Here is a 22,993-nt window from a genome sequence, read left to right as displayed (position 1 = left end):
CCCGGGCCGCCCGCGCGGTCCGGGTCACAGCCCCGTCAGTCGAGGTCGACGATCTCGCGGCCGAGGGGCCAGAAGGCCGCCGGCACCAGCTTGAAGTTGGCGATGCCGAACGGGATGCCGATGATCGTCACGCACTGGGCGACTCCCGCGACGATGTGGGCCAGCGCCAGCCACCAGCCGGCCAGCACCACCCAGAGGATGTTCGCGATGCCCGACGGGACGCCGGCGCCCGGGCGGGTGACGATCGTGCGGCCGAACGGCCACAGCGAGTAGACCGCCAGCCGCAGCGACGCGATGCCGAAGGGGATCGTGACGACGAGCGCGAAGCAGATCAGGGCCGCCACGCCGTAGGCGAGGCCGAGCAGGAGGCCGCTGCCGAAGATGAACCAGAGCACGTTCAGGATGAGTCGCACCAGTTCAGCATGACCGGTACGCGCCAGCGGGGCAGCGCGCACCGGCGTCGATCCCTAGGATCGCCCGCATGTTCGGACTGCTGCGCAGGATGCCCAAACCGGATCTGGACTACAGCCAGGCCGATGTCGAGCTACGCGCTGTGCGTGACCGCGTGCTCGGCGGTGACTGGGCGGCCGCCCGCGACCTGATCGCGGTCACCGGCCGTGACTGGGAGCTGCGTGACCGCCGGCTCTGGGTGCTGGGCAAGGCCGCCGGGCACCAGCCACAGTGGCTCGACGCCTGGGAGGCCGCCGCACCCGCCGATCCGACCGTCGCCATCCTGCGCGCCGAGGCCCTGCTCGAGCTCGCCGGCGACGCGCGCGGCTCCGGGTCCGCCCGCGAGACCACGGCCGAGCAGTTCCACGAGTTCGACCGCCTCTCCACGCTGGCGGCGCACGCCAGCCGGCGCGCGGTGGAGCTCAACCCGGACGACCCGTACCCGTGGATGGTCCTGATGACCTCGATGCTCGCCGACGGGCACGGCCGGCAGGACGAGTTCGCGGCCGCGGCCGCCGAGGCGGTCAAGCGTGACCCGTTCAACTTCGCGGCCCACCTGGTGGCCGTCACCTACCTGTGCCGGAAGTGGTACGGCTCGCACGAGCAGATGTTCGCGGCGGCCCGGCAGCCCGCCACCGCCGCACCCGTGGGCTCCTCGGTGGCGATGCTGCCGCTGCTGGCCCACTTCGAGTACGCGCTGACGGAGCACGGCTTCAACGCGCGGCCGGAGTCGCTGGGGGCCAAGATGGACTACTTCCGCCGGCCCGAGGTGATCGCCGAGATCGAGTGGTGCGCCGCCAAGTGGCGCGGCGCCGGCGAGCCCCGGCTGACCGGCCGGGGCACCACGCTGCGGCACTGGCTGGCGCTCGCCAACTACCTGGCCGACCACGACCGGGCCGGCACCAGGGTCCTGCTCGACCAGGTCGGTCGCTACCTGGGCAGCGTCCCGACCTACGGCTACTTCTGGATGAAGCAGGCCGACGGCTTCACCGCTGTCCGGAAGTGGGCCGCCGCCTGACCTTGTCCAACAGAGACCGTCGTCGCGGCGGCGCTTCCGGGGTGATGGCGACCAGTTGGGCGACCGAGGCCCCGATCGTCAGGGGTCTGGTCTCGGCCGCCGCGCGCATCAGGCTGTATCGGGTCCGGACCAGCTCGGCGACGTCCGCGCGGCAGGCGGGGTCGGCCCAGGCGGCCGCGACCAGGGCGTAGAGAGCCGCTTCGGTGACCCAGTCCTCGACACCGTAGGCGAGCTCGACCAGCAGCCGCCGCCGGGCCGAGGTCGGCCACGGCTGCTCCGGCCGGTGGTGCAGGAGGCCCAGGCAGCACCACGCCTGCAGGTAGCGTTCCCACGAACCGGGCGAGCGCTCCCACCGGCCGGACGGCAGCCGCAGCGGATGCACCAGGCTGGCCAGCAGGTCCTCGACCTCGACGTCGGCGAGCGGCGCGGCCGCCTCGACCATCAGCGACGGTGGCTCCCACGGCAGGCCGGCGAAGAGAGCCGCGATCGCGGCGGACCCGGTGGCGCTCGGCGGCCCGATCGCCGGCGACGCGGTGACACCGTCGAACCGCCAGAGCACGACGCCGGGTCGCAACGGCTCGCGCGGGTCGGGCTGCCCCGGGTCGCCCATGGCGATGACCGCCTTGGGCCACCACCGGCGGAAGGTCGCCACGGCACTGGGCACCTCCATCGAGCTGCTGCCGAGCTCGCAGGGCATCTCGCGGGCCCGCGGGTCGCTCTGGGCGAGGAGGTTGACGCACGACTCGGTGGCGGCCGGGACGTGGGCGAGCCACGCCACGCCGTCGCAGGCGGCGGTCAGCTCCAGGCGTCGCGCCGGCGCGGCGCGTACCTGATCGGCCAGCGCGATCAGGCCGTTGACGTCGATTGCCGCGGACATGGCGCCTCCCCCCGTGGGAAAGCGTCGCGGGGTCGAAACCCGTTACGTCAACTCACGTAGCGGGCGCCGGCGTCGACGACCGTCTCCGTGCCGCCGCGCAGGTCGAGCGCCGCGCTGTCGCCCACCACCTGGTAGGTCTGGTGGTCCACCGTGACGATGTCGGAATCGCCGGCGTCGGCCGCGGTGAAGTCCGCCCACACCCAGTTGTCCAGACGCACCTGCACGCGGTAGGCGCCGGGCTTGACCGCCGCCCGGTAGGTGCCGTCGGCCGCGACGGTGGCCGGGATCTCGGCGGGTTCGCCGTCGGCGGGCGCGAGCGGGACGAGCCACACGCCGACGCGGTAGCCGCTGCCGGACTCGTCGGCCGCCCGCCGGCCGTCGCCGTCGTGGTCGGCCCAGACGACGCCGCTGACGACCGCCGGCTCGACCACGGTGACCTGCGTGCGGGCGACGTTGTCGTCGAGGTCCGGCTCGCCCTCCTGCGGGCGGGCGGTCACCGAGAACGGCAGGACGCTGCCCGGCGTGCCCGTGGTGAGAGTGGCGAACAGCAGCAGGGGCAGGGCGGCCTCGCCGGGAGCCAACCCGCTCGTGTACGAGCAGCCCCACGAGCGGACGCCCGTCTCCACGTCGCGGCCGAAGTTGCAGTCCCAGCCGTCGGTGCCGCTGGGCGAGACGAAGTCGACGCCGTCGGGCAACGGGACGTTGACGTAGGCCCAGCCGTCGCCGGCACCGGAGTTGCGCACCTGGACGCGCAGTTCGATCCGGTCGCCGACCACCACCTCGGCGGGCACGGCCGTCAACCCGACGGTGATGTCACCGGGGACCGGCGTGGCGAGGCGGACGGCCGCGGTCGCCCGGTTGTTGCGCGTGCTGGCCTCCCGGGTGGAGGTCGCGACGGTGACCGGGATGGTGCGCACGACGCCGTCGGACCCGGGCGCCACCGTCAGCGGGAAGGTGAGCGTCTCGGCCGCGGCACCTGCGACAAGGCCGGGGTGGGTGCAGGTCCACACGGGGCCGGCGACGGCACAGGTCCAGTCGGCGAACGCGACCGAGTCGCCCTCGAGCCCGATGCCCGCCGGCAGCGTGATCCGCACGGTGGCGTCCGCGGCCGGGGCGCCGCCGATGTTGCGCACGGGGACCCGGAGCTGGGCCGAGCCGCCCGCGGTGGAGACCGTCGCCGGTGCGACGGTGGCGGCGACCGTGAGGTCGGCCCGGCGCGGGGCCGCCGCGGCCCCGGTGGCCGGGACCACCCCCAGCGCCACGAGCAACGCGAGCACAACCGATCGACGTCCGAGCATGGCGCCCTCCCCCGTGATCTCAGGCCCGTGAGTCTAGGGGTGGACATGGATCAATCGAAACCATTTCTTGTCATACGACAATTAAGGCGTCCGGGGTGAACGACTATTCCAGGTCGAGCTGGCGCAGGTTCGTGTGGGCCAGTTCGACGATCTCGTCGGCGTTGCCGGACAGGATGGTGCGCGTCGCGTACAGCGTGAAGCCCTTGATCTGTCCATAGGTGAGCTTGGGCGGCAGCGACAGCTCCTGCCGCGCCGTGCGCACCTCGACCAGCGCCGGCCCGTCGAACGCGAACGCCTCCGACAGCGCGGACTCGAGCTGGTCTGCCCGCTCGACCCGCGCCCCGAACAGGCCGGCCGCCGCGGCGATCGCGCCGAAGTCCGGGTCCGAGAGCTCCGTCGCGTACGTGACGATGCCCGCCGCCTTCATCTCCAGCTCCACGAACGACAGCGCGCCGTTGTTGAACACCACGACCTTGACCGGGAGCCGTTGCTGGCGCAGCGTCAGCAACTCGCCGAGGAGCATCGCGAGCCCGCCGTCGCCGGAGAGGGCGACCACCTGCCGGCCGCGGTCGACGGCCTGGGCGCCCATCGCCTGTGGAAGCGCGTTGGCCATGCTGCCGTGGTTGAACGAGCCGATCAGCCGGCGCCGGCCGTTCATGTGCAGGTAGCGCGCGGCCCAGATGCACGGGGTGCCGACGTCGGTGGTGAACACCGCGTCGTCGGCGGCCAGCCGGTCGATCGTCGCGGCGACGTGCTGCGGGTGCAGCGGGCGGTCGCCGCGGCTGGGCTCGGCCAGGCGGTCGAGGCGCGCCCGGGCGCGGCGGTAGTGGGCGGTCATCCGGTCCAGGTGGGCCGTGTCCGCCTTCGGGGTGAGCAGCGGGAGCAGCGCGTCGACGGTGTCGCGGACCGTGCCGACCAGCGGCACCCGGACGGGCACGCGGCGGCCGATGCGCTCGCCGCGCACGTCGACCTGGACCACGGGCACGTCCTCCGGATAGAACGGCCGGTACGGGAAGTCGGTGCCGAGCATGAGCAGGGCGTCGCAGTGCTCCATCGCCCGGTAGCCGGAGCTGAACCCGATGAGCCCGGTCATGCCGACGTCGTACGGGTTGTCGTGCTCGACGTGCTCCTTGCCCCGCATCGCGTGCAGCACCGGTGCCTTCAGCGCGCCGGCGACGGCGATGACCTGCTCGTGCGCGCCGGCACAGCCCGCGCCGGCCAGGATGGTCGGCCGCTGCGCCCGGTTGAGCACCTCGGCGGCCGCGGCCAGCGACGCGTCGTCCGGCCGCACGACGGCGAGTGCCCGGCGCACGGCGGTCGGCCAGCGACCGACGGCGTCGTCGAGGAAGATCTCACCGGGTACGACCAGCACGGCCACACCCCGACGCTGCAGCGCGGCCCGCATCGCCATCTCCAGCAGCCGCGGCACCTGCTCCGGGATGCTGGCCAGCTCGCAGTAGACGCTGCACTCGGCGAACAGGTTCTGCGGGTGGGTCTCCTGGAAGTAGTCGCTGCCGATCTCCTCGGCCGGGATGTGGGCCGCGATCGCCAGGACGGGCACGCCGCTGCGGTTGGCGTCGTACAGGCCGTTGATCAGGTGCAGGTTGCCCGGCCCGCAGCTGCCGGCGCAGACGGCCAGCTCGCCGGTGATCGCCGCCTCGCCGGCCGCGGCGAACGCGCCCGCCTCCTCGTGCCGGACGTGCTCCCAGGCCAGGCCGCCGTCGCGGCGCAGGGCGTCGGTGAAGCCGTTGAGGGAGTCACCGGGGATGCCGTAGACGCGCCGCACGCCGGACGCCTTGAGCGTGCCGACCATCGCCTGGGCCACCGTACGCGCCATATGACCGATTCTGGCCCGAGACCGCGCGCCACCCGGCCCATATCGACGGACCCGTCAGCGGATCCAGCGGTAGCGGTGCTCCGGCCGGCCCGTTCCGCCGTACCGCCGCCGCACCTCCGCGCGGCCCGTGCCGGCCAGGTATTCGAGATAGCGGCGGGTGCTGACCCGGGACAGCCCGGCCCGCTCCGCGCACTCCGCCGCGGACAGGTCGGTCTCGCTGTCCCGCAGGACGGAGACCACCAGGTCCGCGGTGGTCGGGTTGAGCCCCTTGGGCAGCGTCACGTCGGTCACCCGCAGCGCGCCGAACAGCTTGTCCACATCGGTCTGCGCCGTGGTGTCCGGGCCCGCCGCGGCGAACCTTTGCAGCGCCGCCTCGTAGCGTTCCAGGCTCGCCCGCAGGGTGTCGAACGAGAACGGCTTGACCACGTAGTGCACGACCCCGCCCCGCAGGGCGTCGCGGACGGTCTGCGCGTCGCGCGAGGCGGTCACCACCAGCACGTCGACGGGGCTGGCCTTCTCCCGCAGCCGGCGCAGCACCTCCAGCCCGGAGACGTCCGGCAGGTAGATGTCGAGCAGCACGAGGTCGGGACCGAGCCGGTCGACCGCGGCGAGCGCGTCCTCGCCCGTGTGCGCGACCCCGACGACCGTGAACCCGGGCACGCGTTCGACGAGCCCGGTGTGCACCCGGGCCACCATGAAGTCGTCGTCGACGACCAGCACCCGGATCATGCGCGCAGCCGCGCCGTGAACGTCGGCCCGTCGACCGTGACCGCTCCCCCGCGGGCCGCGCAGACCCGGCTCACCAGCGCGAGGCCGAGGCCGCGGTGACCGTCGCCGCCCTTGGTGGTGAACCCGCTGCGGACCACCTGGTCGGCGAGGTCGCCGCCGACGCCGGCGCCCGAGTCCCAGACCGTGACGACCAGGTCCGTGCCGTCGTGGCGGACACCCACCTCGACGCGCCCGCCCGGCGACACCGCGTCGATGGCGTTGTCGACGAGGTTGCCGGTGACCGTGACGAGGTCGGCCGAGAGCTGGTCGTCCAGCGGCGTGGGGATGCCGCTGTCGGCCCGGACGGCCAGCTTCACCCGCAACTCGGCGGCGACGCTCGCCTTGGCGATGATCAACGCGGCCAGGGCCGGGTCGGCGATCCGCGACTGCACCTCGTTGCTCAGGGCCTCCTGGGCCTCACCGGCGCTGATGATGAAGGTGACCGCCTCCTCGTGCTGGCCGAGCTGGAGCAGCCCGGAGATCGTGTGGAGCCGGTTCGTGAACTCGTGGGCCTGCGCCCGCAGGGTGTCGGTCGCCGTGCGGCTCAGGGCCAGCTCACGCTCCAGCGAGGACAGCTCGGTCTGGTCGCGCAGCGTCGTCACCGACCCGACCGCGGTGCCGCGCACGACCACCGGCATCCGGTTGAGCACCAGCACCCGGGCGTCCTGCACGACGACCGCGTCGGGCTCGTCGATGCCGCCGGTCAGCAGGTCGGCCAGCGGCGCGCCGACGATCGCCCGCAGCGGGCGGCCCGTGGCGTCGGGTGGCAGCCCGAGCAGCCGGACCGCCTCGTCGTTGGCCAGCGTCACCCGGCCGGCGGTGTCCAGGCCCATCAGGCCCTCCTTGATGCCGTGCAGCATGGCCTCGCGGTGCTCGACGAGCCCGGCGATCTCGCGCGGCTCGAGCCCGAGCGTCTGCCGCTTCACGCGGCGGGCCAGCAGCAGGGAGCCGCCGACGCCGAGCACGGACCCGAGCAGCAGGTAGGTCAGCAGGTCCGGGGTGGCGGCCGCGATCAGCTCGGGCCACGACGGGTACGCCTTGCCGGCGATCACCAGGCCCAGCACGCGGGCGTCGCCCGGGTCCAGGATCGGCTCGTGCGCGACGAGGAACCGGGACCCGTCGTCCACGACCCCGAGCCAGCCGCGGCCGGCGAGCCCGTAGCTGTCGCCCAACGGAGCCCGGCGACCGCTGTCCGGGCCGGTCAGCAGGGTCCCGCCCGCGTCGGTCAGCACGACGAAGGAGGATCCGGAGACGCTGCGCGCGGTCTCGGCCACTCCCGCCAGCGGCTCCTGCCAGAGCGGGTCGCCGACACCTTGTCGGACCGTCTCGTTGGCGGCGAGGTTCGCCGCGATCGACCGCAACCGGCCGCCCTCCTCGCGCCGGAACGCGGCGGCGGACCCGGCCAATGACACCGCGGCGACCGCGGCCACGACCAGCAGCACGATGCCGAGCTGGAACAGCAGGAGCTGCCGGGTGAGGGTGAGCTGCCAGCGCATACGCCTGCTCCTCGCGGCCGGTGTGTCGACCGAGGGTACTCGCCGGCCGTTCCGGCGAAAGGCGGGCTCCGTCGGCCGCGACCGAAACGACCAGAAGTTCCTGTGCGGCCACAAGCGTGACCCGCCGCCGCGGGCTCGGGCATGGTGCGCGGTAGCACGCCCGCCATCCCTCCGCGACAGGAGCGTCACCCCCATGATGCGCAGAAGGTTCCTCGGCATAGCGGTGTCCGCGCTCGTCCTCGGCGCGGCCGGTTGCGCGGAGCAGTCGGTCGGTGGGAAGGAGGAGCCGGCCGCCGCGGCGTACCCGAGCAAGACGTTGCAGATCATGGCGCCGGCGGCCGCCGGTGGCGGGTGGGACACCACCGCCCGCTCGATGCAGAAGGCGTTGCAGGACGCGAGCCTCCTCAACGGACAGTCGGCGGAGGTGCGCAACGTCAACGGTGCCGCCGGCACGATCGGCCTGGCCGAGCTCGTCAGCAGCCACTCCGGCAACGCCCACCAGCTCATGATCACCGGCCTCGTGATGATCGGTGGCGTCGTCACCAACAAGTCGCAGGTGAACCTGACCGGGACGACGCCGATCGCGACGCTGACCTCCGAGTCCGAGGTCGTCGTCGTGCGCGCCGACTCGCCGTACCAGAGCCTGAAGGATCTCCTGGACGCCGCCAAGGCCGACCCGACCGCGGTGAAATGGGGCGGCGGCTCGGCCGGCGGCACCGACCACATCCTCGTCGGGCTGCTGGCCAAGGCGGCCGGCGCCGACGCGAAGACGGTGGCGAAGCAGTACGTGGCCTACTCGGGCGGCGGTGAGGCCAAGGCCGCGCTGCTCTCCGGCGACATCTCGGTCGGGGTCTCCGGTGCCAGCGAGTTCGCCGACCTGGTCAAGGCCGGCGACCTGCGGGCGCTGGCCGTCTCCGGCGCGGCGCCGGAGGACGTCGGGGCCGGCACGCCCACCCCGACGATCAAGGACGCCGGGTACGAGGTGGAACTGCTGAACTGGCGCGGCGTCGTGGCACCGCCCGGGATCAGCGACGCCGACCGGACCGCGGTGATCGGGCTGGTCGACAAGCTGCACGCCTCCGACGCGTGGAAGCAGGCGCTCGCCGAGAAGAAGTGGCAGGACTTCTACAAGTCCGGCGACGAGGCGAAGGCGTACTTCGAGTCCGAGAGCACCCGGATCACCTCGGTTCTCGCCGAGATCGGGCTTGGCCAGTGACCGAACCAGGTCGGCCGGAGGCGAGCCCGCTGGCCGGGCTCGCCGCCGGCGTGGTCCTCGTCGCGGCCGGGCTGGCGCTGTTCGCGCGGGCGCTGGTCGTCGGCGCCGACCGCGGCGTCACGCTGGGCGGGCCGACGTTCGCACCGCTCGTGGTCACCGGGCTGTGGGTGGTCGTGGCCGGCCTCTATCTCGGCACCCAGGTCGTCGCCTGGCGCCGCCGGACCCCGGCGACCGACGACGGACCCCGCCCCGCCTGGCGGGCGCCGCTCCTGTTGCTGGCGCTGCTCGTCACGTACGCGTTCGTCCTGAAGTACACGGCGGTCGGCTACGTGCTCGCCACCCTCGCGTTCTACATCGGAGCGGCACAGTTGCTCTCCACCCGTCCGTTCCGCGAGGTGATCGCCCGTGACGCGATCGTCGGTCTCGCGCTCTCCCTGACCGTCTACCTCGCCTTCACCAAGCTGCTCGGCATCGTGCTTCCGGCGGGGGTGCTGCCGCTGTGAACGCGTTCGCCGACCTCGTCGACGGCTTCGGCACGGTGCTGACGCCGCAGAACCTGTTGTACGCGGCCATCGGTGTCACCGTCGGCACCCTGGTCGGCATGCTGCCCGGCATCGGCCCGGCCCTGACCATCGCGCTGCTGCTGCCCGTCGCGCTCGAGTTGGACGACCCGACCGGCACCCTGATCATGTTCGCCGGCATCTACTACGGCGCCATGTACGGCGGCTCCACCACCTCGATCCTGCTCAACACGCCCGGCGAGTCCGCCTCGGTGGCGACCTCGATCGAGGGCTACCAGATGGCCCGGCGCGGCCGGGCCCGCGCCGCGCTCGCCACGGCCGCGATCGGCTCGTTCGTCGCCGCGATCATCACGACCGTCCTGCTCACGTTCGTGACCGAGCCGATGGCCCGGCTGGCGGTGTCGTTCCGCGCCTCGGACTACTTCGCGCTGGCGCTGCTCGCGATGGTCACCGTCACCGCGGTGGTCGGTGCGTCGCTCGTCCGCGGCCTGATGTCGCTGACGTTCGGGCTGTTCCTCGGTGTCGTCGGGATCGACGCGCTGACGGGCCAGGCCCGCTTCACCTTCGGCGTCGCGTCGATGCTCGACGGCATCGACGTGGTGGTCGTGATCGTCGGCCTGTTCGCGGTCGGCGAGGCGCTGTTCATCGCCTCGCGCCTGCGGGACCTGCCCGAGAAGCCGGTGCCGCTGGAGCCGGCGACGGGCTTCGCCTGGCTCTCCCGCGCCGACTGGGCCCGGTCCTGGCGCCCGTGGCTGCGCGGCACCGCGCTCGGTTTCCCGTTCGGCGCGCTGCCGTCGGGCGGCGCGGAACTGCCCACGTTCCTGTCCTACATGTACGAGAAGCGGCGCGCCAAGAACAAGGACGAGTTCGGCCGGGGCGCGATCGAGGGCGTCGCCGGCCCCGAGGCGGCCAACAACGCGTCGTTCTCCGGGGTGCTCGTACCGCTGCTGACCCTCGGCATTCCGACCTCCGCCACCGCCGCGGTCATGCTGGCCGCGTTCAGCTACTTCAACCTCTCCCCGGGCCCGCAGCTCTTCCAGACCCAGAGCAGTCTGGTCTGGGCGCTGATCGCGTCGCTGTTCGTCGGCAACGTGCTGCTGCTCGCGCTCAACCTCCCGCTCATCCGGCTGTGGGTGAAGGTGCTGCAGGTGCCGCGGCCGCTGCTCTACGCCGGCATCCTCGTGTTCGCCACGCTGGGCGTGTACGCGGTGTCCGGGAACATCGTCGACGTGCTGCTCGCGTACGGCATCGGCCTGGTCGCCATGCTCATGCGGCACCTGGACTTCCCGATCGCGCCCGCCATCCTCGGGCTGATCCTGGGACCGCTGATGGAGACCCAGTTCCGGCGCGCGCTGCTGCTCGCCGACGGCGACCTGTCGATCTTCGTGACCCGGCCGCTGACGCTCGCGCTGCTGCTGCTCGCCGTGGCCGCGCTCGCCCTGCCGCACCTGCCCAAGCTGTTCCGCGGTCGGCGGGCGGACCGGCTGGCGGTGGTCACGGGCGAGGACTGAGGATGGTGGGCGTGCGCCGCCGGACGCTCCTCGCCGCCTCGGTAGCCGCCCTGGCCGGGTGCGACCGGGCGGCTCCGCCGCCGTTGCGGCTCATGGTGCCCAACGCGCCCGGCAGCGGCTACGACGTGACGGCGCGGGCGGTCGGCACCGCGCTCGAGGTCAGCGGGGTGGCGCGGGGCATCGAGATCTTCCACCTGCCCGGCGCCGGCGGCGCGGTGGGCCTCCAGCGGCTCGTGTACGAGCGGGGCAACGGCGCGATGCTCATGCTGATGGGGCTCGGGCTCGTCGGTGCCCAGCACACCCTGCCCGGCGCGCCGACGCTCGCGGACGTCACGCCGGTCGCCCGGCTGGTCGAGGAGCCCGAGGCGTTCGTGGTGACCCGCGACTCTCCACTGCGGACGCTCGCCGACCTCGTGGCCGCCTGGCGCGCGGCGCCGTCGACGCTGGCCGTGGGCGGCGGCTCCACCACCGGCGGGCCGGACCACCTCGCGCCGATGCTGGTCGCGCGGGCGCTCGGGATCCCGCCGCGGTCGGTCCGCTACGTCCGGTACGACGGCGGCGGGACCCTGCTGGCGGCGGCGCTCGCGGGCCGGGTGGCGGTCGCGGTGTCCAGCCTCGGCGAGTACGTCCAGCAGATCGTCTCGGGCCAGCTGCGGGTCCTCGCGGTGACGGGCGCCGCCCGTACGCCCGGGGTGGACGCGCCGACGCTGCGGGAGGCGGGCGTCGACGTCGTGTTCCTCAACTGGCGCGGGCTGGTGGCGCCGCCGGGGCTGGGTGATGCCGACGAGCGAGCGCTGCTGGGCATCGCCGACGGCCTGCGGGCGGCACCGGCCTGGGGTGACACGGTGGCGCGCAACCGCTGGACCGACGCCTACCTGCCGGGCGCGGACTTCGGCGCGTTCCTGCGCGAGGCCGACAGCCTGCGCTCGCGTACGTTGACGGACCTCGGCATCGCCCGCTGACGGCCCGGGTCAGCGCCACCAGTCGTCGAGCGGGGTCGCGGGGACCGCGCGCTTGTGCCGGGTCGCCAGGTAGACCGACTCGACCTTCGCCGCTATCTCCGGCGCGACCTCGACACCCTCGAGGTAGTCGTCGATCTGGGCGTAGGTCAGCCCGAGCGCCACCTCGTCGGGCAGGGCGGGCCGGTCGTCCTCGAGGTCGGCGGTGGGCACCTTCTCCCAGGCGCTGGGCGGGGCGCCGAGCTCCTGGAGCAGGGCCGCGCCCTGGCGCTTGGTCAGGCCGGTCAGCGGGGTCAGGTCGACGCCGCCGTCGCCGTACTTGGTGAAGAAGCCCGTCACCGCCTCGGCCGCGTGGTCGGTGCCGACGACGAGCAGGTTCAGCTCCCCGGCGATGGCGTACTGGACGACCATGCGCTCGCGGGCCTTGACGTTGCCGCGGACGAGGTCCCGCAGCCCGGCCTGGCCCAGCGCCCGCGCCGCCTCGGTCGCGACGTCGTCGGTGGCCGGCTTGACGTTGGCCACGACCGCGCGATCGGGCCGGATGAACCCCAGCGCGGTCTGCGCGTCGTCCTCGTCGGCCTGCACGCCGTAGGGCAGCCGCACCGCGACGAACACGGCGTCGCCGCCCTCCGCGCGCACCTCCTCGGCGGCGAGCTGGCAGAGCCGGCCCGTCAAGGTGCTGTCCTGGCCGCCGCTGACCCCGAGCACGAAGCCCCGGGCCGGGGTCGACCGCAGGTAGTCCTTGAGGAAGGTGACCCGCTGCCGGATCTCGACCTTGGGAACGATCGTCGCCCGGACGCCGAGGTCCGCGAGGATCCGCTGCCGTAAATCCGCCACCGACACACTGTACGCAGTGGTGGCTGCGACCCGCTCGGTTGGCGTAGAGCCACTTGTTCTATTACTATGCGAACATGTTGTTCACCGTTGACCCGGCCTCCCCCCTGCCGCTGGCCGACCAGATCGCCGGCCAGGTGCGGGGCGGCCTCGCCCGCGGCGAGCTGACCGCGGGCGAGCGGTTGCCGCCCGCCCGTGACCTGGCCGCCGCGCTCGGCGTCAACATGCACACCGTCCTGCGCGCCTACGCCCAGTTGCGCGACGAGGGCCTCATCGACCTGCGCCGGGGGCGCGGTGCGGTGGTCAGCGGCCACGTCAGCGCCGACCGGATGCGGCTGGCGGAGCTGGCCCGGGCGTTCGTGGCCGAGGCCCGCCGGCTCGGCCTGGGCGACGACGACATCACCGCGATGCTCAAGGAGGTACGACCATGACACGACGTTTCCGGCCCGTGCTGGCCGCGATCGCGAGTTGGGCGCCCGCCGCGGTGGTGCTGGCGTCCTCACCCGGGCGCTGGCCCGACCTGCCGTCGACGCTGGCGACGCACTGGGGTCCGTCGGGCCGGCCGGACGGCTTCACCACGGCGACGACGATGTGGACGGTGACGCTGCTCTTCGCCCTGCTCGCCGGCGCGCTGGGCACGGGCGCGGCGGCCACCGCCGGCCGGTTCGGCCCCGGGTCCCGGTTCATGCTCGGCACGGCCGGTGGCGTGGGCGGCGCGTCGGCCGGGCTCTGGCTCGCGACCGCGGCCTCGACGGCCGCCGCGGGGTCGCCGGACGACGCGCGTCTCAGTTGGCGGCTGTCGTGGTTCTTCGTCGGCCTCGCCTACGGCGTGGCGCTCTACGCGCTGGCCGGCCCGCTGCGGCGGCCGCCCCGGGACCGGTCCGCGGACGGCACGCCACCGCCGATGACGCTCGGCCCCACGCAGCAGGCCGCTTGGGTGACGGTGCTGCGCTCCCGGCTGCTGGTCGGCGCCACCGCGGTCGCGTTCCTGGTGGGTGCGGTCGCGCTGGCGACGAGCGCGCCGCGGCCGTGGATGTGGACGGTGCTGCTGGTGCCGCTCGCGGCACTGCTCGTGCTGGCCGAGGTGCGGGTCTGCGTCGACCGCCGCGGCCTGCGCCTCACGGCGGGCCTGCTCCGCCTGCCGTTCAAGGTCATCGCGCTGGACCGCATCGCCCACGCCACGGTGGAGGACATCGACCCGCTGCGCTGGGGCGGCTGGGGCTACCGCGTCATGGTCCCGGGGCGCTCGGCGTTCGTCACCCGCTCCGGGCCGGGCCTGGTCGTCGAGCAGACCAACGGCCACCGCTTCGCGGTCACGGTCCGCGACCCCCGCGTGCCGGCGGCCCTCCTCAACGCGCTCCGCGACCGCCAGCCCACGGGCTGAGTGCTCGGACGGCCGGCGTCGAGGAGGTCGCGGCGCGACGCCGACCGCACTGCCCGCCGGGGGGCGACAGACCGCGGCGGCCCCGCCGGATCGGCTTTACCGCGCGGCTTCCGGAACGGTCGGCAGGACCAGGAGCTGCCCGCCGGGGGCGACCGACGCGGCGGCCTCGCCGGATCGGCTCTACCGCGCGGCTTCCGGGACCGTCGGCAGGACCGGGTCGGCAGGACGCTGGTCCGGGTTCGGGCCAGGTTGTTCGCCCGACGTCGGGGCCGTGCGTGTCGGGTCTCGTCAGAAGCGGCCGCCGCCGCCGCGGCGGCCGCCGCCGAAGCCGCCGCCGCCCGTGCGGCGGGAGCGGGTCGCGCTGCCGCCGAAGCCGCCGCCCCAGCCCGCGGAGCGGGAGCGGTAGCGGCCGCCGCCGCCCGCGAGGATGCCGCCGAGCATCGCGCCAAGTAGCGCCTCGCCGCCGACGCCGCCGCGGCCGTAGCGGGGTTGGCCCCACGGGCCCGGTTGCCAGGACTCGACCTCCGCGTACGCGGCCTGGCTGGCCGCGCTCGCGAACCGGCCGGCCTCCTGGGCCGCCGCCAGCGCCGCACCGGGGTCGTCGGTGGCGAGCGCCTCGGCGCGGGCGAGCTGGCGGTGCGCCTCGGCCAGCAGCGTGCGCGGCTGGGGCCCGAGCGCGGCACGGCGCGTCGTCAGGTACTGGTCGGCCGCCGCGACCTCAGCGCGCGCGACCGGGAGGGCCTGGCCGAGCTGCGTCCGGGCCCGGGCCGCCCGCTGCGCCTGGTCCCGCGAGGCGGCCAGGGCCCGGTCGAGCTGGGCGTCGGCCTCCTGCAGCCGGCGCAGGTCCGCTGCGGGGTCCGTCCGGTCCGCGCCGAGGCCGGCCCGCACGGACGTCGTCACCGCGGTGGCGGCCGTGGCCGCGGTGGTGAGGGCGCCGTCGGGATCCGGGCGGGCGGCGCGGGCCTCGACGACCTCCGCGTCGATCTCCGTCAGCAGGGCGTCGGCGGCGGCCCGGGCGGCCGCCAGGTTGGTGCCCGCCTCGTCGACCCCGTCCAGCAGCGTCTCGGCCTGGCGTACCGCCTCCTCGGCGGCCCGGACCGCCAGGGCGGCCTCCGGGCGGCGACCCGCGGCGGCCGAGGCGTCGGCCCGGGCCAGCGCCGTGGTCACGAAGCCGAGCCGTTCCCGGGCCTGCGTGGGGTTGGCGGCGACCGTCGTCACCGCCGGGCCGGTGTAGCGGCGACCCAGGTCCGCGACCGCGCCCTCGGCGGCGGACAGCCGGGCGGACAGCGCGGTGGCGCGGCGGCCGAGCCCGGCCGACAGCGATTCCACGTTGGGCTCGATCTCGCGGAGCCGGTCGAACGCGTCGGCCTCCGCGTCGAGGCGCCGGTCGGCCTCCTCGCAGCGCCGGATGATCTCGGTGAGGACGGTCCGGGTGGCGGCGTCGTCGCCGGTGTGCTCGTCGAGGGTCAGCCGCAGCCGGAACGCCTCCGCCACCTCGGCGCGGGCGCGCTCCAGCGCGGCCGTGAACCCGGCGGTGGCCTCCGCGCCGTACTGTCCCTGGGCGATCGCCAGCTCCTGCTCGCTGGAGCGCAGCTCGTCGTCGAGCTCGACCAGCAGCGAGTTGGCCCGCTCGTGCAGCGCCGGCGTCGGTGTGCCGGCCGGTTCCGCGGCCGGGCGGCGGCCGGCGGTCCGGCGGCGGCGCCGGTAGAGGGCGAACGCGCCGATGCCCAGGACCACGAGGCCCGCGGCGACGAGCCCGCCGATGAGCGCGCCCCGCCCGCCCCCGCCGCCCGTCGGGTCGGGCTGGCCGGGCTGGATCGCGGGTGTCGGGATGGGCTGGCCGGCCAGCGCCGCCGCGTAGCCGTCGGACGCCCCGACGACCGCGCCCGCCCAGTCGTTCGCGGCGAGCGGCGGCTCGATGGCGGTCGCCGCCACGGACGCCAGCTCGGCGTCGCTGAGCGGGAAGTTCCGGGGGAACGAGTACGCGAACTCGCGGTCGTGCGTGGCCACCGCGAGCAGCGCGTCGCGATCGCCGAGGCCGCTGCGGATCGCCGTGTCGTCGGCCCACTGCTGCGCGCCGCGGCCGCTGAAGGTGTGCACGAAGACGACGAAGAGCTGCAGGCCGGTCGTGGTCCGCAGCCGCTGCAGGGCGCCGGCCGCCTCGCCCGCCCGGCCGCCGAGCACGTCCGACCGGTCGGTGAGCTGCTCGTTGAGCCGCAGCGGCTGGTCGGCCCGGGCCGCACCGCCCGGCAGCACCGTCAGCGCGGCGACGACCAGCCAGACCAGGGCGGCAGCGGCGGCGCCGCGGCGCGAGCGTGACATCGGCACATGGTCAGGTTAGTTCCGAAACGCCCCGACTCGCCGTGAACGGCCAGGCCTAGGCGGGGCGCAGCCGGCGGGTGAGGGTCGCGGCGGCCGCGAGGACGACCTCGCGGTCGGTGGAGGTGACGAGGTCGAAGCTGTCGGCGCCGTGCTGGCGGCCGAAGAGTCCGCCCGCGAACCGGCTGCCGACCACGATGACCGTCCACTCGCCCGCGAGGGGGTCGCCGCGCGGGATGTCGCAGCCGCGTACCCGCCCGGCCGGCCGGGCCGGCATGTCCAGGGCGAAGGCGGCGGTGAAGATGCCCTCCCGCGCGATCGCCTCGTAGCGGCGCCGGGTGGCGTCGTCGAACCGCCGCGCCTCCTGGAACGACGTCAGCAGGACGGTCGGCTCGGTCGCGGCGATGCCGCGCTCCTCCAGCGTCCGGCTCAGGCTGAGCATGTCGCGGCGCGACGCGCGTTCGGTCCGCTGCCCGGCCGAGGCCACCTCGTACGGCGTCGTGCCCCGCACCGGTCGCATCGGACGGCCGGGCGGCAGCGGCACGGTGGGCGGGCGCAACGTGGCCGGCAGCGGGCCGGGCCGGCCCAGCAGCCACCCCTGCCCGAGCGTCGCGCCGGCCGCCCGGACCGCGGTGAGCTGGCCGGCCGTCTCGATGCCCTCGGCCAGGATCAGCGCACCCGTCCGGGCGGCCTCCGCGCGCGCGGCGTCGACCACCCGTACCGCCTGCGGGGTGGTCAGGTCGTGGGTGACCGCCTTGTCGAGCTTGATGATGTCCGGTTCCAGCAGCGGCATCATCGCCTGGCTGTCCGCGTCGGCGCCGACGTCGTCGAGCGCCACCCGGTTCTCGCCGGACCGCCACTCGTCCAGCGCCGCGAGCAGGCCGGCGACGTCGTCGGTCACCGACCGCTCGGTCACCTCGACGACGACCTGCAACTCGTCGGTCGCCCGGTCGACGACGGGCTGGAGGTCCGCCGGGCAGTCGACCCGCGCCGAGACGGGCTCGATGTTGACGAACAGCGGCAGGGCGCGCGGGATCCCGGCGGCGAACGCGCCGTGGAACGCGGCGGCCCGGCAGACCCAGTCGAGCTCACCGAGCCGGCCGACGGATCGCGCGGTGTCGAGCAGCGTCTGCGGGCTGTGCCAGGGGGTCTCCGCGGGCCCGCGGGCCAGCGCCTCGTAGGCCACGACCTCGGCGCGGGCCAGGTCCACGATGGGCTGGTAGACGCTCGACACCGCCCGGCCAGCCAGGATCGCGTCGATGCCCCCCGCGCCGACCACTGCTCCCATACCGCACCCCCGCAGGTGGATCGTGCCTGACCGACGTTACCGGCTGGTCAGCGCGCTGTCCGACACCGCTGGGACCCCTGCGGTCGTACGCACCGGCAGTGCCGAACGGGATCGATGGTGTCGAGTTTTCCGTGGGTCGACGCGGGTACCCGTTGTGATGCGTAGGCGCAGGACCATCCAGGACGCCGTTGTCGTGATCACCGGCGCGTCCAGCGGCATCGGCCGGGCGACCGCGCGGGCCTTCGCGGCCGCCGGCGCGCGGCTCGTGCTCGTGTCGCGCGACGCGGACGCGCTCGCCGACGTGGACCGTGAGTGCCGGGGCCGGGGTGGGCAGGTGCTGGTCGTGCCCACCGACATCGCCGATCCGGCGGCCGTGGACCGGCTGGCGGCGCGGGCGGAGGAGCACTACGGGCGGGTCGACGTCTGGGTCGAGGCGGCGTCCGTCGGCATCGCGGGACCGTTCGGCTCGGAATCCGTGGACGAGATCCGCCGCCTCGTGGACGTCAACGTCCTCGGCACCACCTTGTGCGCCCGCGCCGCGCTGAACGCGTTCCGGCGCCAGGGAAGCGGCGTACTCGTCATCGTCGGATCGTTGCTGTCGTGTTTTTCAACCCGATGATCCCGCTCTACTCGATGAGCAAGTTCGCCGTCCGCGGGTTGGCGCTGAACCTGCGGCAGGCCGTCGCCGGCGAGCGCGACATCCACGTGTGCCTGGTGTTGCCGGGGCCGGTCGACACGCCGTTCTTCGTGCGGGCCGCCAACCACGCCGGCCACGAGCTGCGCGCGATCCCGCCGGCGTACGCGCCGGAACGCCTCGCGGCCGCGATCCTCGCCCAGGCCCGCAGCCCGCGCCGGCAGACGACGGTCGGGGTGGTCTCGTACGCGATCCTGGCCTCCCACCGGGTGGCGCCGCGCCTCACGGAGTCGCTGGTCGGCTGGTGGGCGGCGATCGGGCTCATCCGCCCGACCCGAGCCGCGCACGGCTCCGGAGCGCTCTTCGACTCCCCGCCGGCCGGCACCGTCCACGGTGGATACCGCCGGGGTCGGCTTCGCCGCCGCCTCGGCGAGTGGTGGGGACGGGAGCAGGCGGCCCGGTCCGGTTAGGACGACCGGCGGGACGCGACCGTCCGCCAGCCGACGGCCGCGGCGACCGCGGTCACGGCGGCCACCCCGGCCGGCCGGAGCCAGTGCCGACCCCACCCGGCGGTGGTGTCGTCGAGGTTCGGCAGGGGCGTGAAGACGTTGCCCGTGTGCGCCTCGACGGGATCGCGGGAGAGGCCGGCGCGCCGCATCAGGGGGCCGACGAGCCGGTCGTACACCGGAGGCATGGCGGCGAACCCGATGCGCATGAAGCGGTTGGCCAGCCCGACGGACCGTGCGCGGCGCGGCCGGTCGGCCAGGCCGACGATCGCCGCGGCGACCTTCTCGGGCGGGTCGACGGGCGGTGGCGGCCGACCGATCCAGCCGGTGTAGTTCGCGGCGCTGCGGTAGATCGGCGTGTCGACGCCACCCGGGTCGATCAGGCAGACGTGGATGGCCGGGGCGTCGCGGGTCTCCTGCTGCAGCACCCGCGCCAGCCCACGCAGTCCCCACTTGCTGGTGACGTACGCGCTCATGTAGGGCGCGGCGACGAAGCTGAGGACCGAGCCGCCGAGGACGAGCACCCCGGATCCCTGGGCGCGGAACCGCCGCAGGGCCTCGCGCGCGGTGGACGCGGCACCGAGGAGGTCGGTCCGCACGACCTGCTCGAAGACGTCCGGGGGCAGGTCCTCGAACCGCCCGTACGCCATCACCGCGGCGGTGTGCACCCAGACGTCGATCCGTTCCGGCGCGGCCGCGAGGGCACGCAGGCTCGCGGCGTCGTTGACGTCGACCGGCTCGACCCGTACGCGCGCGCCCAACGCCCGGCAGTCACGCGCGATGCGCTGCAGCGCCACCGAGGACCGCGCCGCCAGGACGAGCTCGTCGCCACGCGCGGCGAACGCCAGCGCGGTGGCCCGGCCGATCCCGCTGGACGCACCGGTCACGACCACCACTCGGGTCTTCTCCGCCATGCGTCCGGCCTACCCCGTGGCGCGGAACTTACTCGAACCGACGCGGTTGACAGCGCGCATAGCTAGCCGTTATCTATAGATGATCACGGAGGGGGTGCCGATGCAGGACGTGGTGCTGGCGATGCTGGCGAAGGAGCCGGCACACGGGTACGACCTGCGTACGCGCCTGCGTGCCGCCCTCGGTCCGCTCGGCGAGGCGATGAACGCCGGGCAGATCTACGTGACGCTCGGCCGACTGGCCAGGGCGGGGCTGGTGACGGCGGAGCGGTCCGCGGGTCTGCCCGACCGGCCGGACCGCCGGGTCCACACGCTCACCCCCGCGGGGCAGCAGCGCGTCACCGCCTGGCTGACCGAGGTGAGCTGGCCGAAGCCGGACCTCACGGAGTTCCACCTCAAGCTCGTGTCCGCCGCGGCCGCCGGGCTGGCCGATCCCGTGGCACTGGTCGACACGCAGCGGCGCGAGGTGCTGCGCCGCCTGCGCGACGCGCAGCGGGCCGCCCTCGACCGGTCGGTCGACCCGGTCGCCGGCCTGCTGCTCGAGGGCGTGGTGCTCCGGCTGCGGGCCGACCTGGACTGGCTGGAAGCGTGCGAGAGGGTGTGGACCAGGCGTGACTGACCCGACGGTGTTGCGAACACGCGGACTGACCAGGCGGTACGGCCGGGACAGCGGGCTGGTGCGCGCGGTCGACGACGTCGACCTCGACGTGCCGGCCGGGCAGACCTTGGCGGTGATGGGGCCGAGCGGCTGCGGCAAGTCCACGTTGCTGCACCTGCTGGGCGGGTTGCAGCGCCCCACCGCCGGCGAGGTGTGGCTGGCCGGCAACCGGATCGACACGATGAGCGAGCGCGCCCTGGCCCGGTTGCGCCGCGACAGCCTCGGCTTCGTCTTCCAGTCGTTCCACCTCATGGACGAGCTCACCGCGGTGGAGAACGTCGAGTTGGCGGCGCTGCTGGCCGGCCGGCCGCCGCGCCGGGCCCGGCAGCGGGCGCTGCACCTGCTCGACCGGGTCGGGCTCGCCGACCGGGCCACACACCTGCCGTCGGCGTTGTCCGGCGGCCAGCGCCAGCGTGTCGCGATCGCCCGCGCGCTCAGCAACGAGCCGCAGGTGGTGCTGGCCGACGAACCCACCGGCAACCTCGACAGCGCCGCGACGCTGGAGGTGCTGCGACTGTTCGAGGACCTGCGCGCGGCGGGCCAGACGCTCGTGGTGGTCACCCATGACGCCCGCATCGCCGCGGTCGCCGACCGGGTGGTCGCCATGCGCGACGGCGCGTTCGCCGACGACACGCGGCTGGCCGGCACCGTCTACGGTGGACGCCGCTGAGATGGCCGGTCGCCTCCTGCTGGTCTGCCGGCTGCTGCTGCGGGACCTGCGCCGCCGGCGGACCGAGACCCTGCTGCTGCTCGTCGCCATCACCGCCGCCACCGCCACGCTGACGCTGGGCCTGACGCTGAGCGAGGTCGCCGACCGGCCGTACGCGCAGACCCGGGCCGCCACCGCGGGCCCGGACGTGGTCGGGACACCGCTGTCCACCGGCCGGGCGGCGTTGGACGACCTCGCACCGTGGCCGGCGGAGGCAGGCGTCACCAACCACAGTGGACCGTTCCCGGTCGCCTACCTGACGATGACCGCGCACGACGCGACCGCGCACGTCGTCGTCGAGGGCCGGGACGCCGCGCCCGCGGCGGTCGACCGGCCCGCGGTGACCGACGGCGTCTGGGTCCGCCCCGGCGGTGTCGTCGTCGAGCGGGCCTTCGCCGACGCGCTGCGGATCAGCACCGGCGACACGGTCAGCGTCGAGGGCCGTCCGATGCGGGTGACGGGGACAGCCGTCACCGCGGCGCGGCCGACGTATCCGTACGCCGGGTGGCATCATCCCGGCAGCGTCCTGGTCGAGCGCGGCGGGCTGATCTGGGTCGACCAGCGGGACATCGCCGGACTCGCGGACGGACGGCCGCTGTCCTACACGCTGAACCTCACGCTGGCCGACCCGGCGGCCAGCGCGGCCTACCGCCTCGGCCCCGACCTCAGGACCTGGCAGTCGATCGGCGACCTCAACGGCCGGTTGTACGGCGACGCGCGGCTGACGTTGCTCGTCGGCGGTTGGTTGCTCAGCGGCCTGGCGCTGGCCGGCGTCGCCGGTGTCGTCGCGGGCCGGATCATGGCCCAGCGCCGCCGGGTGGGCCTGCTCAAGGCCGTCGGCGCCGGACCGGCGATGATCGCCGCCGTCCACCTCGCCGAGTACCTCGCGATCGGGCTGACCGCCGCCGCCACGGGCCTGGCCGCCGGCTGGTTCGCCGCTCCGGTGCTGATCCGCCCGAGCGCCGGGCTCATCGGCACCATCAACACCCAACCGCCGGCGCTGCGTACGGTGATCGCCGTGACGGTCCTCGCCCTCGCGATCGCGGTGGCGGCGACCCTCGTGCCGGTGGTGCGGGCCGCGGCCACCAGCACGGTGCACGCGCTGGCCGACGCGGCGACGCCACCCCGCCGCCGGCGGTGGCGGATCTGGCTGTCCCGGCGGCTGCCCACCGCGCTGTTGATCGGAGTGCGGATCAACGCCCGCCGCCCGCGCCGCGCCCGGCTGGTCATGGTCAACACCCTGATCACGACGACCGCGCTCGTGGGCCTGCTGGTGCTCCGGGGCCGGGTGGAGCACTTCGACCTCGGCTACACCGCGCTCGCCAACCCTCGCGGCGAGCGGCAGGACCAGGCCGTGGTCGTCGTCATGGTCGCGCTGTGCGGGCTCGCGCTCGTCAACGCGATCGTCAGCACCTGGACCGCGGTGCTCGACGCCCGGCAGCCGCTGGCGGTGGCGCGGACGCTGGGTGCCACGCCCGCGCAGGCGAGCGTGGGCCTCGCGGTGGCCCAGGTGCTCCCCGCCGTTCCCGGTGCCGCCCTGGGCGTGCCGGCCGGCCTCGGGCTGCTCACGCTGGTCAGCCGGGACGAGATCGCGTACCCACCGGTCGCGTGGCTGCTCGCCACCGCGCTCGGCGTGCTGTCGGCCGTGGCCGCGCTGACCGCGGTGCCCGCACTGGTCGCCGCCCGCCGCCCGGTGATGGAGACCTTGCGGACCTAGCCCCTGGGCTTGTGGTCGTACACACGTTGTCGCTCTCTGTCAGCACGCAATATATTGCATGCTGGATGGTGCACGCCGAGGC

Annotated in this window: 22 protein-coding genes; 12 read left to right on the top strand and 10 right to left on the bottom strand. The window is 74.6% G+C overall.

Translation table 11 applies throughout. The annotated features are described in order from the left end of the window. Positions 1 to 35 precede the first annotated feature (35 nt). Positions 36 to 416: a YccF domain-containing protein gene (locus Asi02nite_RS19925; RefSeq protein WP_203715078.1), complete on the bottom strand. Its 381-nt coding sequence runs from the start codon at positions 414 to 416 to the stop codon at positions 36 to 38. A 65-nt stretch (positions 417 to 481) separates the two neighbouring features. Here Asi02nite_RS19925 and Asi02nite_RS19920 point away from each other — a divergent pair, with 65 nt between their 5' ends. Next, complete coding sequence (locus Asi02nite_RS19920; RefSeq protein ID WP_203715041.1) at positions 482 to 1,468, top strand: hypothetical protein; 987 nt, start codon at positions 482 to 484, stop codon at positions 1,466 to 1,468. On the opposite strand, the gene Asi02nite_RS19915 is transcribed toward Asi02nite_RS19920, so the two are convergent. The 5 genes from Asi02nite_RS19915 to Asi02nite_RS19895 form a co-directional block, all read right to left on the bottom strand. Beyond that, the gene (locus tag Asi02nite_RS19915; protein ID WP_203715040.1) at positions 1,437 to 2,345 is read right to left on the bottom strand and encodes a hypothetical protein; all 909 of its coding nucleotides are present in this window, start codon (positions 2,343 to 2,345) and stop codon (positions 1,437 to 1,439) included. The two genes, Asi02nite_RS19920 and Asi02nite_RS19915, sit on opposite strands and share 32 nt — an antisense overlap. A gap of 47 nt (positions 2,346 to 2,392) precedes the next feature. Continuing rightward, positions 2,393 to 3,643 (bottom strand): DUF11 domain-containing protein, encoded by a 1,251-nt coding sequence (locus Asi02nite_RS19910; RefSeq protein ID WP_203715038.1) that lies wholly within the window; start codon positions 3,641 to 3,643, stop codon positions 2,393 to 2,395. Positions 3,644 to 3,746: 103 nt separating this feature from the next. After that, positions 3,747 to 5,480 carry a ubiquinone-dependent pyruvate dehydrogenase gene (gene poxB / locus Asi02nite_RS19905; protein ID WP_203715037.1) on the bottom strand — a complete coding sequence of 578 codons (1,734 nt, stop codon included), beginning with the start codon at positions 5,478 to 5,480 and terminating at the stop codon, positions 3,747 to 3,749. Positions 5,481 to 5,534: 54 nt separating this feature from the next. Then, entirely contained in the window at positions 5,535 to 6,209 is a 675-nt protein-coding gene (locus Asi02nite_RS19900; protein WP_203715036.1) for a response regulator, read from the bottom strand. Next, positions 6,206 to 7,744: a sensor histidine kinase gene (locus Asi02nite_RS19895; RefSeq protein WP_203715035.1), complete on the bottom strand. Its 1,539-nt coding sequence runs from the start codon at positions 7,742 to 7,744 to the stop codon at positions 6,206 to 6,208. Before Asi02nite_RS19895 ends, Asi02nite_RS19900 begins: the two co-directional genes overlap by 4 nt. A gap of 193 nt (positions 7,745 to 7,937) precedes the next feature. Here Asi02nite_RS19895 and Asi02nite_RS19890 point away from each other — a divergent pair, with 193 nt between their 5' ends. The 4 genes from Asi02nite_RS19890 to Asi02nite_RS19875 are packed head-to-tail and all read left to right on the top strand — an operon-like array spanning position 7,938 to position 11,954. Then, positions 7,938 to 8,960, top strand: a complete 1,023-nt coding sequence (locus Asi02nite_RS19890; protein WP_239126836.1) for a Bug family tripartite tricarboxylate transporter substrate binding protein — start codon at positions 7,938 to 7,940, stop codon at positions 8,958 to 8,960. Next, positions 8,957 to 9,463 (top strand): tripartite tricarboxylate transporter TctB family protein, encoded by a 507-nt coding sequence (locus Asi02nite_RS19885; RefSeq protein WP_203715034.1) that lies wholly within the window; start codon positions 8,957 to 8,959, stop codon positions 9,461 to 9,463. Before Asi02nite_RS19890 ends, Asi02nite_RS19885 begins: the two co-directional genes overlap by 4 nt. Then, positions 9,460 to 10,992 (top strand): tripartite tricarboxylate transporter permease, encoded by a 1,533-nt coding sequence (locus tag Asi02nite_RS19880; protein WP_203715033.1) that lies wholly within the window; start codon positions 9,460 to 9,462, stop codon positions 10,990 to 10,992. Before Asi02nite_RS19885 ends, Asi02nite_RS19880 begins: the two co-directional genes overlap by 4 nt. 2 nt (positions 10,993 to 10,994) lie before the next feature. Beyond that, complete coding sequence (locus Asi02nite_RS19875; RefSeq protein ID WP_373312289.1) at positions 10,995 to 11,954, top strand: tripartite tricarboxylate transporter substrate binding protein; 960 nt, start codon at positions 10,995 to 10,997, stop codon at positions 11,952 to 11,954. Positions 11,955 to 11,963: 9 nt separating this feature from the next. Here Asi02nite_RS19875 and nadE read toward each other — a convergent pair whose 3' ends face one another. Beyond that, on the bottom strand, positions 11,964 to 12,788 hold the full coding sequence (gene nadE, locus Asi02nite_RS19870; protein ID WP_203715031.1) for an NAD(+) synthase: 825 nt from the start codon (positions 12,786 to 12,788) through the stop codon (positions 11,964 to 11,966). 74 nt (positions 12,789 to 12,862) lie between these two features. Here nadE and Asi02nite_RS19865 point away from each other — a divergent pair, with 74 nt between their 5' ends. Next, positions 12,863 to 13,216, top strand: coding sequence for a GntR family transcriptional regulator (locus Asi02nite_RS19865; protein WP_203715024.1), 354 nt, complete (start codon positions 12,863 to 12,865; stop codon positions 13,214 to 13,216). Beyond that, positions 13,213 to 14,169 carry a DUF1648 domain-containing protein gene (locus tag Asi02nite_RS19860; protein ID WP_203715022.1) on the top strand — a complete coding sequence of 319 codons (957 nt, stop codon included), beginning with the start codon at positions 13,213 to 13,215 and terminating at the stop codon, positions 14,167 to 14,169. Before Asi02nite_RS19865 ends, Asi02nite_RS19860 begins: the two co-directional genes overlap by 4 nt. 288 nt (positions 14,170 to 14,457) lie before the next feature. Here Asi02nite_RS19860 and Asi02nite_RS42365 read toward each other — a convergent pair whose 3' ends face one another. Both Asi02nite_RS42365 and Asi02nite_RS19850 read right to left on the bottom strand, forming a co-directional pair. Continuing rightward, a complete protein-coding gene (locus tag Asi02nite_RS42365) occupies positions 14,458 to 16,491 on the bottom strand; it encodes a TPM domain-containing protein (protein WP_203715021.1) in 2,034 nt (677 codons plus the stop codon). Positions 16,492 to 16,546: 55 nt separating this feature from the next. Continuing rightward, on the bottom strand, positions 16,547 to 17,776 hold the full coding sequence (locus Asi02nite_RS19850) for a sensor domain-containing phosphodiesterase (RefSeq protein ID WP_203715018.1): 1,230 nt from the start codon (positions 17,774 to 17,776) through the stop codon (positions 16,547 to 16,549). 157 nt (positions 17,777 to 17,933) lie between these two features. Between Asi02nite_RS19850 and Asi02nite_RS42360 the strand changes: the two genes are divergently transcribed. Next, entirely contained in the window at positions 17,934 to 18,395 is a 462-nt protein-coding gene (locus Asi02nite_RS42360; protein WP_275410369.1) for an SDR family NAD(P)-dependent oxidoreductase, read from the top strand. Next, positions 18,377 to 18,880 carry an SDR family NAD(P)-dependent oxidoreductase gene (locus tag Asi02nite_RS42355; protein WP_275410368.1) on the top strand — a complete coding sequence of 168 codons (504 nt, stop codon included), beginning with the start codon at positions 18,377 to 18,379 and terminating at the stop codon, positions 18,878 to 18,880. Before Asi02nite_RS42360 ends, Asi02nite_RS42355 begins: the two co-directional genes overlap by 19 nt. Here the strand turns inward: Asi02nite_RS42355 and Asi02nite_RS19840 are convergent. Next, positions 18,877 to 19,830: an SDR family NAD(P)-dependent oxidoreductase gene (locus Asi02nite_RS19840; protein WP_203715016.1), complete on the bottom strand. Its 954-nt coding sequence runs from the start codon at positions 19,828 to 19,830 to the stop codon at positions 18,877 to 18,879. The genes Asi02nite_RS42355 and Asi02nite_RS19840 overlap by 4 nt on opposite strands. A gap of 79 nt (positions 19,831 to 19,909) precedes the next feature. Between Asi02nite_RS19840 and Asi02nite_RS19835 the strand changes: the two genes are divergently transcribed. Genes Asi02nite_RS19835 through Asi02nite_RS19825 form a run of 3 tightly spaced genes read left to right on the top strand, consistent with a single transcriptional unit; the run spans position 19,910 to position 22,911 of the window. Continuing rightward, on the top strand, positions 19,910 to 20,446 hold the full coding sequence (locus Asi02nite_RS19835; RefSeq protein ID WP_239126834.1) for a PadR family transcriptional regulator: 537 nt from the start codon (positions 19,910 to 19,912) through the stop codon (positions 20,444 to 20,446). Continuing rightward, on the top strand, positions 20,439 to 21,155 hold the full coding sequence (locus tag Asi02nite_RS19830) for an ABC transporter ATP-binding protein (RefSeq protein WP_203715010.1): 717 nt from the start codon (positions 20,439 to 20,441) through the stop codon (positions 21,153 to 21,155). The genes Asi02nite_RS19835 and Asi02nite_RS19830 overlap by 8 nt, the downstream gene beginning before the upstream one ends. 1 nt (position 21,156) lies before the next feature. Beyond that, positions 21,157 to 22,911, top strand: coding sequence for an FtsX-like permease family protein (locus tag Asi02nite_RS19825; protein WP_203715008.1), 1,755 nt, complete (start codon positions 21,157 to 21,159; stop codon positions 22,909 to 22,911). Positions 22,912 to 22,993: the final 82 nt, after the last annotated feature.

The organism is Asanoa siamensis (assembly GCF_016862555.1).
GTDB lineage: Bacteria > Actinomycetota > Actinomycetes > Mycobacteriales > Micromonosporaceae > Asanoa > Asanoa siamensis.
This window is presented reverse-complemented; position numbering and strand designations above follow the sequence as displayed.

Coding starts and splice junctions, on each gene's coding strand:
- Asi02nite_RS19920 (WP_203715041.1), top strand. CDS start 482: ATGTTCGGACTGCTGCGCAGGATGCCCAAACCGGATCTGGACTACAGC.
- Asi02nite_RS19915 (WP_203715040.1), bottom strand. CDS start 2,345: ATGTCCGCGGCAATCGACGTCAACGGCCTGATCGCGCTGGCCGATCAG.
- Asi02nite_RS19910 (WP_203715038.1), bottom strand. CDS start 3,643: ATGCTCGGACGTCGATCGGTTGTGCTCGCGTTGCTCGTGGCGCTGGGG.
- poxB (WP_203715037.1), bottom strand. CDS start 5,480: ATGGCGCGTACGGTGGCCCAGGCGATGGTCGGCACGCTCAAGGCGTCC.
- Asi02nite_RS19900 (WP_203715036.1), bottom strand. CDS start 6,209: ATGATCCGGGTGCTGGTCGTCGACGACGACTTCATGGTGGCCCGGGTG.
- Asi02nite_RS19895 (WP_203715035.1), bottom strand. CDS start 7,744: ATGCGCTGGCAGCTCACCCTCACCCGGCAGCTCCTGCTGTTCCAGCTC.
- Asi02nite_RS19890 (WP_239126836.1), top strand. CDS start 7,938: ATGATGCGCAGAAGGTTCCTCGGCATAGCGGTGTCCGCGCTCGTCCTC.
- Asi02nite_RS19875 (WP_373312289.1), top strand. CDS start 10,995: ATGGTGGGCGTGCGCCGCCGGACGCTCCTCGCCGCCTCGGTAGCCGCC.
- Asi02nite_RS19865 (WP_203715024.1), top strand. CDS start 12,863: ATGTTGTTCACCGTTGACCCGGCCTCCCCCCTGCCGCTGGCCGACCAG.
- Asi02nite_RS19860 (WP_203715022.1), top strand. CDS start 13,213: ATGACACGACGTTTCCGGCCCGTGCTGGCCGCGATCGCGAGTTGGGCG.
- Asi02nite_RS42365 (WP_203715021.1), bottom strand. CDS start 16,491: ATGTCACGCTCGCGCCGCGGCGCCGCCGCTGCCGCCCTGGTCTGGCTG.
- Asi02nite_RS19850 (WP_203715018.1), bottom strand. CDS start 17,776: ATGGGAGCAGTGGTCGGCGCGGGGGGCATCGACGCGATCCTGGCTGGC.
- Asi02nite_RS42360 (WP_275410369.1), top strand. CDS start 17,934: ATGCGTAGGCGCAGGACCATCCAGGACGCCGTTGTCGTGATCACCGGC.
- Asi02nite_RS19840 (WP_203715016.1), bottom strand. CDS start 19,830: ATGGCGGAGAAGACCCGAGTGGTGGTCGTGACCGGTGCGTCCAGCGGG.
- Asi02nite_RS19835 (WP_239126834.1), top strand. CDS start 19,910: ATGATCACGGAGGGGGTGCCGATGCAGGACGTGGTGCTGGCGATGCTG.
- Asi02nite_RS19825 (WP_203715008.1), top strand. CDS start 21,157: ATGGCCGGTCGCCTCCTGCTGGTCTGCCGGCTGCTGCTGCGGGACCTG.